The following is a 16,540-nucleotide window of genomic DNA, read 5'->3' as shown; positions in this document are numbered from 1 at the left end:
GATTTAGCGATAAAAGCTTTAGCGCTAACAGCGCTGGAGCTCTTATAACTATATAATTCAAAATATTTCTAAAAAGGGAGTTGTCAGATACGATGAAGAAACTGTTATTGTCTGCTATCGTAGCTATGTTTGTATTCGCACTCGCAGCCTGCGGAGGAAAACAACAAGGAGATAAATTAGTAATTGGTGCGTCTAACGTGCCTCATGCTGAAATTCTTGAACAAGCAAAACCGATTCTAGCGAAAAAAGGAATTGATTTGGAAATTAGAAAGTTCCAAGATTATATTTTGCCAAACAAAGCGTTAGCTGATAAAGAAATAGATGCAAACTACTTCCAGCATATTCCTTACCTAGAGAAGGAAGAAGCGGAAAAAGGATATAAGCTTGCTAATGCTGGTAAAGTTCATATCGAGCCGCTAGGTATTTATTCTAAAAAATATAAAAGCTTAAAAGATTTGCCAAACGGTGCAATGGTTGTTATGAGCAACAACGTGGCGGAGCGCGGCCGTATGTTAGCTGTATTGCAATCACAAGGAATTCTTAAGCTTAAGGATGGCGTAGACATTACGAAAGCTACTTTAAACGATATTGCAGAAAATCCAAAGAACTTAAAATTTAAAACAGATATTGACCCAGGTTTGTTGCCACAAATATACAAAAATAACGAAGGCGATGCTATATTTATCAATGCAAACTATGCAATTGATGCAGGATTAAATCCAACAAAAGATGCAATCGCAATCGAATCTGCTTCTTCTCCATATGCGAACATTATTGCCGTTCGTAAAGGTGATGAAAACAGAAAAGATATTAAAGAGCTTATGAATGTGCTTCATTCTAAAGAGATTCAAGACTTTATTAAAGAAAAATACAAAGGTGCTGTTCTTCCTGTCAGCGAATAAGAACAAAAAAGATCCCAAACCAGTTCAGTTTGGGATCTTTTTTTGTTTTTATATTGGGATTTGTTAGGATTAGCTTTAAACTGATGAGGGGAAAATCTTTTTACTAACTTTCTCCGTCATCATAGAAATATTTCTCTTTTTTCTATAATTATGTACAATAAAACAAACAAGATACGAAGGAGATAAAAGTATGACAAGCGGAATTGGAAAAATACGTGCGGCTTTACAAGGGCTTTCGCCGAAGCTGCGCAGCATTGCCGAGCATATTGTGGAGCATCCGCAGGACGTAGTGCATAAATCCATTACCGAGCTTGCCGAGATAACAAACAGTTCAGAAGCAACTATTTTCCGACTGTGCAAACAGCTCGGCTATCAAGGTTTTCAAGATTTGAAGATTTCTCTTGCACAAGAAATCGTGCGTACGCCGGTTCAAAACATTCATGAAGAATTATCGCCGGAAGACGATGTGAAGACGATTGCCAATAAGGTGTTTCAGGCGCATATCACAGGATTATATGATACCCTTTCACTTATAAACAGCGGAATGCTGGATCAAGCTATTACGCTCTTGACGAACGCTTCGCGCATCGAATTTTATGGAGGAGGCGGCTCAGGCATTATAGCGGAGGATGCGTACCACAAATTCATGCGGACAGGTATTCCATGCATTGCACACGGAGATTCTCATTTTCAAATCATGGGAGCAGGTCTCCTCCCGAAAGGAGCTGTGGTTGTTGGTATTTCCCATTCCGGCAGCAATAAGGAATTATTGGAAGCTTTAAAGGTTGCAAAGAGTAAAGGAGCGGCTATTATTGCAATTACAAGCTACAAAAAATCAGCTCTCAGTCAATTTGCTGATGTTACCCTTTATACGTCTACAAGAGAAACGGAAATTCGGACAGAAGCAAGCTCTTCCCGCCTTGCGCAGCTCGGATTATTGGATACGCTCTTCGTTGGCGTTTCGTTAAAACGGCAGGAAGAAACGCTTCAAAACCTGCTGACAATTCGGGAAGTAATCTCCATGAAACGGCTGTAAAAGCAGTGCAGGGCGCACTGCTTTTTCTTTTTGTTCTTTCTGTATGGAATTATTGTGAATAAGCATAAGGATTTTAAACGAGATGAAAAAAATTTTCTTCATTTATATTGATTAATGGAAAAATATTTTATATACTTTTTATGAAAGCGCTTTATATCACTTTCTTCTTATTAACTCATACTTATTACAGAAACGTTTTTGGATTATATTTCAACATGAGGGGGAGATGAAGCATGACTACTAGGGGGAACGTCATCGGGGTAGATATCGGAACAACGAGCACTAAGGCTGTCATATTTGGTGAGCGCGGCAAAGTAATCGCTTCGCATGCAGTCGATTATCCGATTATTAAGCCTCATCCGGATTGGGCCGAGCAGGATCCGGATTTAATTTTTTCAGCGGTCGTTGAAAGCATAAGCATTGCCATTCAAAATGCAAATATACTTCCGCATGATATACTTGCGCTCGGCTTCAGCACAGCGATGCACTCGTTGATAGCCGTAGACCAATCGGGGCAGCCTCTTACCCGTTCCATCATATGGGCAGACAATCGGAGCGTTAAGCAGGCAGACCGCCTTTTAAAGGATATGAATGGCCTCGAAGTTTATAAACGTACGGGAACGCCGATTCACCCGATGTCTCCTCTTCCGAAGCTTCTTTGGATGAAGGAGGAAGCGCCGGAGCTTTTCCAGCGTGCTTACAAATTCATATCCATTAAGGAGTATGTGCAATATCAGCTATATTCCACTTATATTGTTGATCATTCTATCGCTTCGGCAACCGGGCTGCTTCGCCTTGATACGCTTGATTGGGACGAAGAAGTATTGCAGCTTGTCGGTATTTCACGCGATCATTTGTCCGATCCTGTTCCGACGACTCACATTTTAATAGGCATGAAACAAGAGTTTGCGAACAAAATGGGAGTTTCCCCGGATACGCCGTTTGTGGTAGGTGCAAGCGATGGCGTACTTGCAAATGTCGGTGTAGGTGCTATATCTCCGGGTGAAGCAGCCATCACAATCGGTACGAGCGGGGCAGTTCGAACTATTTCTCCTGTTCAAAAAACGGATGAGAAAGGACGAACCTTCTGTTACGCGCTTACGGACAACCATTGGGTGATTGGCGGTCCAACGAACAATGGAGGCATCTTACTGCGTTGGCTACGCGATGAATTCGGCAGTCCGGAGCGAGAGGTGGCTAGAAAACTCGGCATCGATCCGTACGAGCTGCTTACGCAATACGCTGAAAAAGTGCCGGCTGGCTCGGAGGGATTGATTTTCCTTCCATTCTTGTCAGGTGAACGCGCCCCTTATTGGAACGCAAACGCGCGCGGTACATTTTTCGGACTGAGTCTTCATCATAAGCGTGAGCACTTTATTCGCTCTGTTATGGAAGGCGTCTGCATGAGCGTGTACGCAGTAGCGCTTGCGATTCGTGATTTGACAGGTCCTATTCAGGAAATTCGCGTATCCGGCGGCTTTGCGAAATCGCCGTTCTGGCGGCAAATGCTGTCTGATATGACAGGGAAAGAACTGCTCGTGCCGGAGAGTCACGAAGCCTCCGCTTTAGGAGCGGCGGCAGTAGCATTATATGCGATTGGAGAAATCGATTCTTTGGAACGGATCAAGGATTGGATTGAAATTAAGCATCATCATGTACCGAACAAAGAAAACACGTCTGTATACTTAGAACTGTTTTATATGTACGAACGGTTATATAACTGTTTGAAAGATGAATTTGATGCAATTGCGGCATTTCAACGTAAATTATAGGGGGATTATATGATGGGGATTGTAATTGTTGTTGCGGCAGTCATTGTACTGTTACTTTTAATTACTGTGGCGAAGCTTCACCCGTTTGTTTCTCTGATCTTGACGGCGGTTGGTGTGGGATTGGCAATGGGAATGCCTCTTACAACGATTGCGCCGGATAAGCCGGGCATTATAGATTCTATTAAAGCAGGTCTTGGCAACACATTAGGTTTTTTGGCAATCGTGCTGGCTCTAGGTACAATGCTTGGAAAAATGATGGCGGAGTCAGGCGGCGCGGAGCGTATTGCAAAAACGCTTATTAACCGCTTCGGCCAAAAAAATGTTCACTGGGCAATGATGTTTGTTGCGTTTTTAGTAGGAATTCCGGTATTCTTCCAAGTCGGTTTTGTATTATTGGTTCCGTTGGTATTTACAATCGCAATGGAAACAGGAATTTCTCTTATTGCAATTGGAATTCCGCTTGTAGCAGGTCTTTCCGTTGTACACGGCCTTGTTCCTCCGCATCCGGCTGCGATGGCTGCCGTAGGTATCTTTAAGGCAGATGTAGGGATCACTATTTTATATTCTTTAATCGTTGGTCTTCCAACAGCCATTATTGCAGGTCCGCTTTACGGAAAATGGATCAGCAAGCGTCTTCCTAAAAAAGAGGTACCGGCAGAAATCGCTTCCCAGCTTGTGCTGCATAAAGAAGCGAAGGATCTTCCGGGCTTCGGAATCACGCTGTTTACGATTTTATTTCCTGTTATCTTAATGTTAAGTGCATCTATTTCAGATGTAACACTTGATAAAACAACGCAGCTTGCAAAAGCATTAAAATTCATTGGGGATCCAATTGCAGCGCTTTTAGTTGCAACGATCTTTTCTTTCTTCAGCCTTGGCTATGTACGCGGCTTCTCTAAAGATAAGGTGCAGCAATTCGCGAATGATTGCTTAGGTCCTGTAGCGAGCATCTTGCTTATCATCGGTGCTGGAGGCGCGTTTAACAAAGTATTATTAGATTCTGGTATCGGTACACAAATTGCTGAGTTTGCCAAGCATTCGAGCATCTCCCCTATTTTATTGGGATGGGGAATTGCGGCACTTATCCGTGTAGCGACAGGGTCTGCAACTGTATCCATGATGACAGCGGCAGGAATAGTAGCGCCGATTGCCGCTACTATTCCAGGAACGAATGTGGAGCTGCTTGTATTGGCGACAGGTGCAGGCTCCTTAATCCTGTCTCACCTGAATGACTCCGGTTTCTGGTTAATTAAGGAATACTTCGGTATGACTGTAAAAGAAACGTTATTGACATGGACTGCAATGGAAACAATCATTTCTGTTGTGGCACTGGGATTGATCTCTCTACTAAATTTATTTGTATAAGATAGGAGTTAGATAATAATGAAACTAGGATTAGTCGGTTTAGGAAAAATGGGATTTCCGTTGGCAGAGCATCTTTATGAAGACGGCTACGAAGTCGTAGCATACGACGTAAATGAGGAGCTTACAGACAAAGCGGCAAGCCTCGGTATTTCATCAGCGAGCACTTTGGAAGAAATGGTATCCAAGCTTTCCTCGCCGCGCGTCATTTGGGTGATGGTTCCCGCAGGGCAAATCGTCGATGACGTCCTTGCAACATTGTATCCAATGCTTGAAAAAAACGACATTATTATAGAAGGAGGCAACTCCTTCTATAAAGATTCCCTTCGTCGTGCCGAAGAGGCTGAAAAGTTTGGGGTTCATTACATGGATGTCGGCACTTCCGGCGGTACGGAGGGTGCGCGTCACGGCGCATGTCTAATGATCGGCGGAGACAAAGATGTATTCGTAGATCTTGAACCGTTGTTCAAAGATTTAGCGCTTGAAGGAGGCTATTCTTATGCTGGTAAAGCGGGCAGTGGACATTTCTTGAAAATGGTGCACAACGGTATTGAATACGGCATGATGCAGGCGATTGCAGAAGGATTTGAAGTGCTGGACAAAAGCGGCTTTGACTTTGACTACCAAGAAGTAGCGCGCGTATGGTCACATGGTTCCGTAATTCGAAGCTGGCTCATGGAACTCACAGAACGCGCTTTTGCAGAAGACCCTCGCTTAGACGGCATTAAAGGCGTTATGCAATCTTCTGGAGAAGGAAAATGGACAGTTGAAACGGCGCTCGAGCTGCAAGCTTCTGCACCAGTTATCGCAATGTCTCTATTCATGCGTTATCGTTCTCTTGAACAAGATACGTTCCACGGCAAAGTCGTGGCAGCGCTTCGCAACCAGTTTGGCGGACATGCGGTTGTGGAAAACGACTAATCATTATAAAGCACCTGCAGAAGCAGGTGCTTGTTTTTTTACCCCTATTAATTGCACACCTATATATGAGTGAATGATAAATTCGACATGTCCATGTGCTAGGTGCAACCAAAAGGGAGTATTGCATGCTTTTCTCTCTGGTTTACCCTTGCATGAACCAAAGGTTTGACCGCTTCTGCACGTCTTTTGATCTCTCACCACTATCAACGTTTTTTTTATTCACTTGTATATAGTAAAAACAAAAGAAGGCTGATGAAAATTTACCCTTTTGCTTTATAATAGGAAAAAATGTAGATAATATTGAGCGTGAAGCTTTCTGAAGGGTAATGTGTGAAAATATTGTTACATTTTTCTGCGGTTTGATATATCTTTTTATTTGATATAAAATAAGAATGAGAATAAAATGAGAATGAGAAAGTTTTCAGTTAGATTTTGAATTCATATAGAGAAAACTGGAGGTATTGTAATGGCTGGTTCTACTTTAACAATCAAGGATTTACATGTATCCATCGATGGCAAAGAAATTTTAAAGGGTGTTAACCTGGAAGTGAAGGGCGGAGAAATCCATGCAATTATGGGTCCGAACGGAACAGGGAAATCCACTTTATCTTCTGCGATCATGGGTCATCCAAAATATGAAGTAACGTCTGGAAGCATTACGCTTGATGGAGAAGATGTATTGGAAATGGAAGTTGACGAACGCGCTCGCGCAGGTCTGTTCTTGGCAATGCAATATCCAAGCGAAATCAGCGGTGTTACAAATGCAGACTTCTTGCGTTCTGCAATGAACGCACGCCGTGAAGAAGGCGATGAAATTTCCCTTATGAAGTTCATCCGTACATTGGACAAAAATATGGACTTCTTGGAAATGGATTCTGCAATGGCACAGCGTTACTTGAATGAAGGTTTCTCCGGCGGTGAGAAGAAGCGTAACGAAATTCTTCAATTAATGATGATTCAGCCTAAGCTGGCGATCTTGGACGAAATCGATTCCGGTCTTGATATCGACGCATTAAAGGTTGTATCGAAAGGTATCAATGAAATGCGCGGCGAAAGTTTCGGCTGCTTAATCATCACGCACTATCAGCGCCTATTAAACTACATCACGCCTGACCATGTGCATGTAATGATGAACGGACGCGTTGTAAAATCTGGCGGTGCTGAGCTTGCACACCGTTTAGAAGCAGAAGGCTATGACTGGATTAAGAAAGAACTAGGCATCGAAGACGAAGCAGAGCAAGAAGCGTAAGCGAGGAGGATACACATGACAATCGGTACATTACCATTCGATCAAGATTATATTCGTCAGTTGGCGAGCAATGAGGCTGCTTGGTTGACGGAATTCCGCTTACAAGCTCTTGCGCAAGTTGAAAACCTTCCTATGCCAAAGCCTGATAAAACGAAAATTGATAAGTGGGACTTCGTCGGCACAGGCCGTGCATCCAAGCAAGAGCCTGTACGCTCCCTTGAAGAGCTTCCGGAAGACGTGAAGAAGCTGTTTACTGAAGAAACGAAAAACGTATTGGTGCAGCGCAGCGGCACGCCTGCTTTCGTTGCATTGTCTGAAGAAGCAAAGGCAAAAGGCGTTATCTTTACAGACATCGTAACAGCAGCGAGCGAGCATAGCGAGCTTGTGCAAAAATACTTGATGAAGGACGGCGTGAAGGTAGATGAGCATCGCCTGACAGCTCTTCATGCAGCCCTTATCAACGGCGGTGCGTTCGTATACGTTCCGAAAAACGTTGTACTTGAAACCCCGCTTCAAGCAGTGTACGTAATTGACGGTGAAGAAGCAAACGTATATAACCATGTACTTGTGGTTGCGGATGCAAACAGCGCCTTCACATATGTAGAAAACTATGTAGCGAACGAAACAACAACAGGTGTAGCGAACATTGTGGCGGAAGTGATTTTAGAGCAAGGCGCACAAGTGAAATTCGGTGCGGTTGACCTTCTTGCGAAGAACATGACAACTTATGTGAACCGCCGCGGTACAGTAGGACGCGATGGTCGCTTAGAGTGGGCATTAGGCTTGATGAACGATGGAGATACAATCTCTGAAAACATCACGAACTTAGTGGGCGACGGTTCTTTCGCTGATACGAAAACAGTAACAATCGGCCGCGGAGAGCAAACACAAAACTTCACAACGAAGGTTGTTCATTTTGGCAAGAACTCTGAAGGCTTTATCTTAAAGCACGGTGTACAAAAAGGAAGCGCAACATCCATTTTCAACGGTATCGGCAAAATCGAGCATGGCGCTTCCAAATCTAACGCCCAACAAACATCTCGCGTTCTAATGTTGAATGATAAGGCACGCGGAGATGCAAACCCGATTCTTCTTATCGATGAAGATGATGTAATGGCAGGGCATGCTGCATCTGTAGGTCGCGTAGATCCTACTCAACTATACTATCTCATGAGCCGCGGCATTCCGAAGTTCGAAGCGGAGCGTCTTGTAATTCACGGATTCCTTGCACCTGTAGTAAATGAGCTTCCGATTGAAGGAGTTAAAGCGCAGCTCGTTGCGGTAATCGAAAGGAAAGTTCGCTAATGGATATTCAAGAAATACGCAAACAGTTTCCGATCTTGCATCAACAAGTAAACGGCAAACAACTTGTATATTTGGATAATGCAGCAACTTCTCAAAAGCCGATCAAAGTAATTGAAGCTTTGGATCAATACTATAGACAATATAATTCAAACGTACACCGCGGTGTTCATACGCTCGGTACAAAAGCGACCGATGCGTATGAAGGCGCACGCGACAAAGTTCGTAAATTCATCAATGCCCGCTCGATTGAAGAGGTTGTGTTCACTCGCGGTACGACAACGGCGCTTAACATGATTGCAAGCAGCTACGGTATGGATCATGTAAAGGAAGGCGATGAAATCGTCATTTCTTACATGGAGCACCATTCCAACATTATCCCATGGCAGCAGGTTGCAAAGAAAAAAGGTGCGACATTGAAATATCTTCCTCTTCAAGAGGACGGCACAATTTCCCTTGAAGATGCGGAAAAAACAATTACACCTAACACAAAAATCGTTTCTGTTATGTATGTATCCAACGTACTCGGAACGATCAACCCGGTAAAAGAGCTTGCGAAAATCGCTCATAAAAATGGGGCGATCATGGTTGTGGACGGAGCGCAAAGCGCTCCTCACATGAAAGTAGATGTACAGGATTTGGACTGCGACTTCTACGCATTATCCAGCCATAAAATGTGCGGACCTACCGGAGTAGGTGTAATGTACGGGAAAAAGGAAATTCTAGAAAATATGGAGCCGGCGGAATTCGGCGGCGAAATGATTGACTTTGTGGACTTATACGAATCTACGTGGAAAGAGCTGCCTTGGAAGTTTGAAGCAGGAACACCGATTATCGGCGGTGCTATCGGACTTGGCGCGGCAATTGATTTCCTTGAAGAAATCGGCATGGATAACATCGAAAAGCATGAGCATGAATTGGCGCAATATGCGATGGAGCGTATGTCAACAATTGAAGGCATCACAATCTATGGTCCAAAACATCGCGCTGGTCTTGTGACATTCAATATCGAAGATGTACATCCGCATGATGTTGCGACTGTTCTGGATGTAGAAGGAATTGCGGTTCGTGCTGGTCACCACTGTGCACAGCCATTAATGAAATGGCTGAAAGCATCGGCGACAGCACGCGCAAGCTTCTATTTATACAATACGAAGGACGAGATCGACACATTTGTTGAATCACTAGTCAAAACAAAGGAGTATTTCACAAATGTCTTTTAATAACCTCGATGCATTATATCGTCAAGTCATTATGGATCACTACAAGAAACCGCGCAATCGCGGTGTTTTGGAGAATGACAGCGTAACTGTGAACTTGAATAACCCGACTTGCGGCGACCGCATTCAACTTACGATGAAAGTAGAAGAGGGCGTTGTAAAGGATGCAAAGTTCGAAGGGGAAGGCTGCTCTATTTCCATGTCCTCTGCATCCATGATGACGCAAGCGGTAAAAGGAAAGAAAATTGAAGAAGCGTTAAAGCTTTCTAAAGTTTTCTCTGACATGATGCAAGGTAAAGAGTATGACGACAGCGTAGATTTAGGAGATATTGAAGCATTACAAGGCGTATCAAAGTTTCCAGCCCGCATTAAATGCGCAACATTAGCGTGGAAGGCGATGGAAAAAGGTTTAAACGAGAAGCAGTAATGCTTTAGAAGGAGGGAAAACGAAATGGCGAAACAACTGCCTGATATTGGCGATTATAAATATGGTTTTAAAGATAAGGACGTTTCTATTTTCCGTGCGCAGCGCGGTTTAACAAAAGAAATCGTAGAAGAAATCTCCCGCATGAAGGGTGAGCCGCAGTGGATGCTCGACTTCCGCTTAAAGTCTCTAGATCACTTCTACAAACTGCCTATGCCGCAATGGGGCGGAGATCTTTCTGACTTAAGTTTTGATGAAATTACGTATTACGTAAAGCCGTCTGAGAAGTCCGAACGTTCTTGGGATGAAGTGCCGGATGAAATCAAAGCGACATTTGACAAGCTTGGTATTCCGGAAGCGGAACAGAAATATCTTGCGGGCGTATCCGCTCAGTACGAATCTGAAGTTGTATACCACAACATGAAGGAAGACTTAGAAGAGCTGGGTGTTGTATTTAAAGATACAGACAGCGCATTGAAAGAAAACGAGGACATTTTCCGTGAACACTTCGGAAAAGTCATTCCTCCGACAGATAACAAATTCGCGGCGTTAAACTCTGCAGTTTGGTCCGGCGGTTCTTTCATCTACGTTCCAAAAGGAGTAAAGGTTGATACACCGCTGCAAGCGTATTTCCGTATTAACTCCGAAAACATGGGACAGTTTGAGCGTACGTTAATCATCGTAGACGAAGGTGCACATGTTCACTACGTAGAAGGCTGTACGGCTCCTGTTTATACAACAAACTCTCTTCACAGCGCAGTAGTAGAAATCATCATCAAGAAAGATGCATATTGCCGTTACACAACAATTCAAAACTGGGCGAACAACGTTTACAACCTAGTTACGAAGCGTGCCGTGTGTGAAGCGAACGCTACAATGGAATGGATTGACGGAAATATCGGTTCTAAGCTTACAATGAAATATCCTGCAGTTATCTTAAAAGGCGAAGGTGCGCGCGGTTTAACGCTGTCTATCGCAATTGCCGGCAAAGGACAGCATCAGGATGCAGGTGCAAAAATGATTCACCTTGCGCCAAATACATCTTCTACCATCGTATCGAAGTCTATTGCGAAGCACGGCGGTAAAGTAACATACCGCGGTATCGTTCAATTCGGCCGTAAAGCTGAAGGCTCCCGCTCGAACATCGAGTGCGATACGTTAATTATGGATAATCAATCCACTTCTGATACGATTCCGTACAACGAGATTATGAACGACAATATCTCCCTTGAGCACGAAGCAAAAGTATCAAAAGTATCCGAAGAGCAGCTATTCTACCTTATGAGCCGCGGCATTTCTGAGCAAGAAGCGACAGAAATGATCGTAATGGGCTTCATCGAGCCATTCACGCGCGAGCTTCCGATGGAATATGCAGTAGAAATGAACCGTCTGATTAAGTTTGAAATGGAAGGTTCTATTGGCTAATTTTTTCTATACAAAAAGGGTCTGCTTTAGCGGGCCCTTCTTTGTATTGTGGTAAAATTGTTTTAGGTTTCTTATAATGAAGTTCTTACAAACAACATACTTTAGAAATAATACAATTCTTCAAACAGGTTTCTTTCTCTTGACCTCGTATTTAAGAATGTACAAGCTTTTGGACAAACTCGTGATGAGAGGAGTAGGTTTTTCTGAAGAAAGATGAGAATATTACGATTCACCTGTATCATACGAATGATTTACATAGCCATTTTGAAAATTGGAAGCCAATCTCTCATTTTATGCGCCAAGAGAAAGAACGCCATATAAAGAATGGAGAGAACGTGTTCATACTGGACATCGGCGATCATCTGGATAGATTTCATGTTATTTCAGAAGCAACCGCTGGAAAAGGAAACGTAAAGCTTTTAAATGAAGCTGGCTACGACTATATTACAATCGGCAACAATGAAGGAATCACGCTTGCCAAAGAGGATTTGGACCATCTGTATGATGAAGCTGCATTTCCAGTTCTTATTGCCAACTTATTTTATCCGGATGGTACGCGGCCGCGTTGGGTAAAACCGTATGAGATTCAAGTATTGCCTGAAGGAATCAAGCTTGCGTTTATAGGCGTTACAGTAGAGTATCCGGATTTTTATTCCCAGCTTGGCTGGAAAATCACCGATCCGGTTGCGGCATTAGAGGAGTGTTTAGCGGAGGTGCGGGAACAAGCTGATGTCGTTATCCTTCTCTCACATCTGGGCCGTACCGCAGATGAGTATGTAGCGGAGCATTATGATATAGATGTGATTCTTGGTGCACATACGCATCACTTTTTCGAGAGCGGATTGCTGGTGCAAGATACGCTGCTATGCTGTGTAGGCAAGTGGGGACAGTATGTAGGACATGTAAAGCTGTATATAGATAAGAATACAAAAAGAGCTGTGCAAAAAAATGCCCGCGCGATCTCCGCAACTCTGCTTGGCGGCTATACAAAAGAGGAAGATATTTTGGATGTGCTGCAAGCAGAAAGCGAACACATTATGAAAGAACAAGTTTTAGAACTAAAGGAAAATTTAGAAATGGATTGGTTTTCCGAAACGGCTTTTGCGAATCTGCTGGCCTCTTCTTTAAAAGATTGGTGCGGGGCGGAAATTGGAATGGTGAACGCTGGTGTTTTGCTTGAATCGCTGCCAAAAGGTCCCGTTACAAGAGGAGATATACACCGCATTTGTCCGCATCCGATTAATCCGTGCAAGCTTCTTATAAAAGGAAAAACATTGCGTGAGGTCATTATAAAAGCGCGGCGCCCGCAAACGGAACTGCTTGAAGTGAAGGGACTCGGCTTCCGCGGCAAGGTGATGGGAAAGATGATTTATGAAGGCGTCGAAGTGATTCCAGATACGATTCCCGGAAACAAGCTGCTGCTGAAGGAAGTGCTTATAAACGGAGAGCCGCTGGAACCGGAACGTCTCTATTCTGTCGGCACCATCGATATGTTTACGTTCGGCTATATCTATCCTGAATTGACGACAGTACAGGAAAAGCATTATTTTATGCCAGAGCTGTTAAGAGATGTCTTGCAAGACAAACTCGTTCGAATGAGTACTTCTGTAAAGTCGTAACACACAGTTTTTCCTCTTCATACAGATAGAGGGAGAGGAGTGTGAAGAAGTATGATGGCTTTAGAACCGATTATAATTGAAGGACATACATTTTTAGCAGTAAGCGTACAGCTGCCAAAAACGAACCTATTGGCCGTAATGAGCGATAAAGGATATATTATGTGCGGTGCCCTCGATGTGGCGCTTTTAAATGAAAAGCTGAAGGATCGCGGCATTATTGCAGGGAGAGCTGTAGGCGTGCGTACAATCGAGCAGCTTCTTGATGCGCCGTTAGAGTCCGTCACATATGAAGCGGAACATCTCGGCATAACAGCTGGTACTATCGGCAGAGACGCATTGTTGAAAATGATTTAGATATTGTCCCCCTCTCTTGCATACATATGGAGTAAGAAGGGGGGATTTTTTTGCGCACATTTCGTACATCACGCTTTCGGCGAGGGCCGCTCCCGTTTCGGCATGTGTTAGCCATTTCATTTTTTATTTTTTTAATTTTAACAATTCAAGGACTGTGGATTATTAACAAAAGCATTGAACCGACGCTGATGACATATGCAAAGATGGAAACGAATCGTCTTGCTACGCTTATCATTACGAAGGCAGTAAACGAAGAAGTTAAAAAAGGGTTTCAAGTCGACAAACTGATTACAGCGCAAACAGATAATCAAGGCAGTGTTTCTGCTATTGATGTCAATGCGGAGATTGTCAATTCAATCTCTACTTCCATTACTGCATCCGTAGAGAAGTATTTAAACATGGCAGAGCGAGGAGAAACAGAGAAGCTTGGCATTCATGGCGATTCGAACATCAATCTAGCTAAGAATCTAAAGAATGACGGAGTTCTATTTGCCGTCCCGCTTGGGCAAATTACAAAGAATGCATTAATAGGAAATTTAGGACCGAAAATTCCCGTATCTTTTACAACAATTGGGCATGTACGTACGAATGTCAAGCCTAATATAAAAGCATACGGCATTAATACTACAGCGGTAGAAGTTTTAGTGGAAGTAGAGGTGACCATGCAGGTTATCATCCCATTTGAGACAAAGGAAACAGTTGTCAAAACAGATGTGCCAGTTGCGCTTCATGTTATTCAAGGAAAAGTTCCGGATTATTATAACGGCGGAAAAGAAGGAGCGAGTCCCGCTCTGCCTGCACCAAAAAAGAACTGAGCACGGTTCCCGTGCTCAGCTTCTTATTTCCTTTTTTGCAAGCGCTCTTGCCGCTCCCAGTTTGCCAGATGGATATACGGATCATATGCCCACTCTGTATAGCCATTATCTTTATACATTCCATAGTGCAGATGCGGAGGGAATTTGCCGGATGTGCCGGGAGGACCGTATCCTGTGCTTCCTACAAAGCCGATGACTTTGCCTGGTTCCACAATTTGGCCTACCTGCACTTCCTTTGAGAATCCGCCTAAATGGGCGTAGTAATGATAGTTGTTTTGTAAATCGCGGATGCCGATGCGCCAGCCGCCAAGACGATTCCATCCCTTTAATTCAATAATGCCATAGCAAGTGGCACGAACCGGCACTCCGTATCCGGCAAAAATGTCTGTTCCCTCATGCATGCGCCGTCCGCCGAAGCTCCGGCGGGCCCCGAATGTGCTGCGGTAGCTGTGCGTGCTGTAAATCGGCATTGGGAATGCGTTTCCTTCAATATCGATCCGGCCGTAATGCTTGTACATTCTCGCAAAGCCTGTAATTATTTCGACTGTTTTTGCCCGTTTGTAATGTTCCCACAGCATAATTTTAATGTGGTCACGGTCGTTTCCGAAATGACTCAGGATGGTGGCCATTGTGTAAAGAACATCCCTATCGTTTGTTTGATCTGCGTAGCCGTCACCATCGCCGTCTAAGCCGATACCCCCAAATAGTCCTATTGTGTATGGATTTTTGTCATTCGTATTGGGGTTGATAAGTCCGCTCCATATTTCCGGCTTGAAATAAATAGAGATTACACCGTTTTCTTTTTTAGGTATATCCCGCCTTACCGCGCGTACATTTCGCTCATATTGATCAACTGCTGCATAATATTCCCAAGGTACGAACGAGATTGCTTCCATTTCTTTATATAAAGCCATTCTTTCTTTATAGACAGCTTGCGGATCATACTGCCCGTAAACAGTTTGCGGGTCAAACTCTTTATAAATCAAATGCTCATCATATTCTCCGTATACTTTTCCCAAAGGGAGAAGCAAACTAATGCAGATGAGAAGGAACAGTTTTTTTAACACAGAATAATCTCCTTTCCAAGGCGTTGCTATCTATAGTGTGAGATTTACACGCTATTTCATAATAGTAAATGAATGGTAAAATGCTATAATTGAGCATTTCCTTTTGTTTCTCTGCAATATATATGTTAAAGTGGAAGAAGTGAAACGAGCTATTCTAGAGTGCGGAGTGATTAATATGACAAAAGCAACTGAGCATATGCGTAAACCGGAATGGTTGAAAATCAAATTGAATACGAATGAAAATTATAACGATTTAAAACGTATGATGCGGTCTGAGAAGCTGCATACGGTATGTGAGGAAGCAAAGTGTCCGAATATTCATGAGTGCTGGGCCGTTCGACGCACAGCTACGTTCATGATTTTAGGCGATACTTGTACACGTGCCTGCCGTTTCTGTGCCGTGAAAACGGGCTTGCCGACAGAGCTTGACCTGCAAGAGCCGGAGCGCGTGGCAGATTCTGTTGTAGACATGAATTTAAAGCACGTCGTCATTACAGCAGTAGCACGTGATGATTTAAAAGACGGAGGTGCCGGTGTATTCGCTGAAACTGTTCGTGCAGTACGCCGTAAAAATCCATTCACATCCATCGAAGTTCTTCCGTCTGATATGGGCGGCGTATACGAAAACCTGAAAATGCTGATGGATGCACGCCCGGATATTTTAAACCATAATATTGAAACGGTTCGCCGCTTATCAGACCGCGTTCGCGCAAGAGCGAAGTATGACCGTTCTCTTGAATTTTTGCGCCGCGCGAAAGAAATGCAGCCGGACATTCCGACGAAATCCAGCATCATGATTGGTCTTGGCGAAACGAAAGAAGAGATTATTGAAGCAATGGATGATTTGCGTGCAAACAACGTAAATATCCTTACGCTTGGACAATACTTGCAGCCTTCTAAAAAGCATTTGCCGGTTGTAAAGTACTGGACGCCTGCCGAGTTCGCGGAGCTGAAGGAGATTGCATTAAGCAAAGGCTTCAGTCACTGTGAAGCTGGCCCGCTCGTTCGTTCTTCTTACCATGCAGATGAGCAAGTAAAATCCGCGCAAGAAAACAGCGTCCAAGCTAACTAA

The 16,540-nt window shown here is 43.7% G+C and carries 15 protein-coding genes; 14 read left to right on the top strand and 1 reads right to left on the bottom strand.

The window, feature by feature from the left end; genetic code table 11:
- Window positions 1-92 precede the first annotated feature (92 nt).
- The 13 genes from metQ (at window position 93) to yunB (ending at window position 14,401) form a co-directional block, all read left to right on the top strand.
- Entirely contained in the window at window positions 93-902 is an 810-nt protein-coding gene (gene metQ, locus H540_RS0113600) for a methionine ABC transporter substrate-binding lipoprotein MetQ (RefSeq protein ID WP_028401144.1), read from the top strand.
- Between the two features lie 190 nt (window positions 903-1,092).
- Complete coding sequence (locus tag H540_RS0113595) at window positions 1,093-1,938, top strand: MurR/RpiR family transcriptional regulator (RefSeq protein ID WP_028401143.1); 846 nt, start codon at window positions 1,093-1,095, stop codon at window positions 1,936-1,938.
- Between the two features lie 233 nt (window positions 1,939-2,171).
- Window positions 2,172-3,710, top strand: coding sequence for a gluconokinase (gntK, locus tag H540_RS0113590; RefSeq protein ID WP_028401142.1), 1,539 nt, complete (start codon window positions 2,172-2,174; stop codon window positions 3,708-3,710).
- Window positions 3,711-3,722: 12 nt separating this feature from the next.
- Window positions 3,723-5,075 carry a GntP family permease gene (locus tag H540_RS0113585; RefSeq protein ID WP_028401141.1) on the top strand — a complete coding sequence of 451 codons (1,353 nt, stop codon included), beginning with the start codon at window positions 3,723-3,725 and terminating at the stop codon, window positions 5,073-5,075.
- A gap of 18 nt (window positions 5,076-5,093) precedes the next feature.
- Entirely contained in the window at window positions 5,094-5,993 is a 900-nt protein-coding gene (gene gnd, locus H540_RS0113580) for a phosphogluconate dehydrogenase (NAD(+)-dependent, decarboxylating) (RefSeq protein ID WP_028401140.1), read from the top strand.
- Window positions 5,994-6,459: 466 nt separating this feature from the next.
- Window positions 6,460-7,242 carry a Fe-S cluster assembly ATPase SufC gene (gene sufC, locus H540_RS0113575; RefSeq protein ID WP_028401139.1) on the top strand — a complete coding sequence of 261 codons (783 nt, stop codon included), beginning with the start codon at window positions 6,460-6,462 and terminating at the stop codon, window positions 7,240-7,242.
- A gap of 15 nt (window positions 7,243-7,257) precedes the next feature.
- On the top strand, window positions 7,258-8,547 hold the full coding sequence (gene sufD / locus H540_RS0113570) for a Fe-S cluster assembly protein SufD (RefSeq protein ID WP_028401138.1): 1,290 nt from the start codon (window positions 7,258-7,260) through the stop codon (window positions 8,545-8,547).
- A complete protein-coding gene (gene sufS, locus H540_RS0113565; protein ID WP_028401137.1) occupies window positions 8,547-9,767 on the top strand; it encodes a cysteine desulfurase SufS in 1,221 nt (406 codons plus the stop codon). The genes sufD and sufS overlap by 1 nt, the downstream gene beginning before the upstream one ends.
- Window positions 9,757-10,191: a Fe-S cluster assembly sulfur transfer protein SufU gene (gene sufU / locus H540_RS0113560; RefSeq protein ID WP_028401136.1), complete on the top strand. Its 435-nt coding sequence runs from the start codon at window positions 9,757-9,759 to the stop codon at window positions 10,189-10,191. Before sufS ends, sufU begins: the two co-directional genes overlap by 11 nt.
- A 24-nt stretch (window positions 10,192-10,215) precedes the next feature.
- Window positions 10,216-11,613: a Fe-S cluster assembly protein SufB gene (gene sufB / locus H540_RS0113555; protein ID WP_028401135.1), complete on the top strand. Its 1,398-nt coding sequence runs from the start codon at window positions 10,216-10,218 to the stop codon at window positions 11,611-11,613.
- A 233-nt stretch (window positions 11,614-11,846) separates the two neighbouring features.
- A complete protein-coding gene (locus H540_RS0113550; protein WP_281172503.1) occupies window positions 11,847-13,232 on the top strand; it encodes a bifunctional metallophosphatase/5'-nucleotidase in 1,386 nt (461 codons plus the stop codon).
- A 51-nt stretch (window positions 13,233-13,283) separates the two neighbouring features.
- Window positions 13,284-13,586: a YunC family protein gene (locus H540_RS0113545; protein ID WP_028401133.1), complete on the top strand. Its 303-nt coding sequence runs from the start codon at window positions 13,284-13,286 to the stop codon at window positions 13,584-13,586.
- Window positions 13,587-13,636: 50 nt separating this feature from the next.
- On the top strand, window positions 13,637-14,401 hold the full coding sequence (gene yunB / locus H540_RS29670; RefSeq protein ID WP_051317102.1) for a sporulation protein YunB: 765 nt from the start codon (window positions 13,637-13,639) through the stop codon (window positions 14,399-14,401).
- Between the two features lie 23 nt (window positions 14,402-14,424).
- On the opposite strand, the gene H540_RS0113535 is transcribed toward yunB, so the two are convergent.
- Window positions 14,425-15,468: a M23 family metallopeptidase gene (locus tag H540_RS0113535; RefSeq protein ID WP_028401132.1), complete on the bottom strand. Its 1,044-nt coding sequence runs from the start codon at window positions 15,466-15,468 to the stop codon at window positions 14,425-14,427.
- Window positions 15,469-15,643: 175 nt separating this feature from the next.
- Between H540_RS0113535 and lipA the strand changes: the two genes are divergently transcribed.
- Window positions 15,644-16,540 carry a lipoyl synthase gene (gene lipA, locus H540_RS0113530; protein ID WP_028401131.1) on the top strand — a complete coding sequence of 299 codons (897 nt, stop codon included), beginning with the start codon at window positions 15,644-15,646 and terminating at the stop codon, window positions 16,538-16,540.

Origin of the sequence: Ectobacillus panaciterrae DSM 19096 (assembly GCF_000430785.1) — a bacterium.
Lineage (GTDB): Bacteria > Bacillota > Bacilli > Bacillales > Bacillaceae_G > Ectobacillus > Ectobacillus panaciterrae.
The sequence above is the reverse complement of the archived record's forward strand: the minus strand, read 5'-3'. Positions and strand labels throughout refer to the sequence as shown.

Bases quoted from the DNA above. Each gene is read 5' to 3' on its own strand.
- metQ (WP_028401144.1), top strand. From the start codon at position 93: ATGAAGAAACTGTTATTGTCTGCTATCGTAGCTATGTTTGTATTCGCA.
- H540_RS0113595 (WP_028401143.1), top strand. From the start codon at position 1,093: ATGACAAGCGGAATTGGAAAAATACGTGCGGCTTTACAAGGGCTTTCG.
- gntK (WP_028401142.1), top strand. From the start codon at position 2,172: ATGACTACTAGGGGGAACGTCATCGGGGTAGATATCGGAACAACGAGC.
- H540_RS0113585 (WP_028401141.1), top strand. From the start codon at position 3,723: ATGGGGATTGTAATTGTTGTTGCGGCAGTCATTGTACTGTTACTTTTA.
- gnd (WP_028401140.1), top strand. From the start codon at position 5,094: ATGAAACTAGGATTAGTCGGTTTAGGAAAAATGGGATTTCCGTTGGCA.
- sufC (WP_028401139.1), top strand. From the start codon at position 6,460: ATGGCTGGTTCTACTTTAACAATCAAGGATTTACATGTATCCATCGAT.
- sufD (WP_028401138.1), top strand. From the start codon at position 7,258: ATGACAATCGGTACATTACCATTCGATCAAGATTATATTCGTCAGTTG.
- sufS (WP_028401137.1), top strand. From the start codon at position 8,547: ATGGATATTCAAGAAATACGCAAACAGTTTCCGATCTTGCATCAACAA.
- sufU (WP_028401136.1), top strand. From the start codon at position 9,757: ATGTCTTTTAATAACCTCGATGCATTATATCGTCAAGTCATTATGGAT.
- sufB (WP_028401135.1), top strand. From the start codon at position 10,216: ATGGCGAAACAACTGCCTGATATTGGCGATTATAAATATGGTTTTAAA.
- H540_RS0113545 (WP_028401133.1), top strand. From the start codon at position 13,284: ATGATGGCTTTAGAACCGATTATAATTGAAGGACATACATTTTTAGCA.
- lipA (WP_028401131.1), top strand. From the start codon at position 15,644: ATGACAAAAGCAACTGAGCATATGCGTAAACCGGAATGGTTGAAAATC.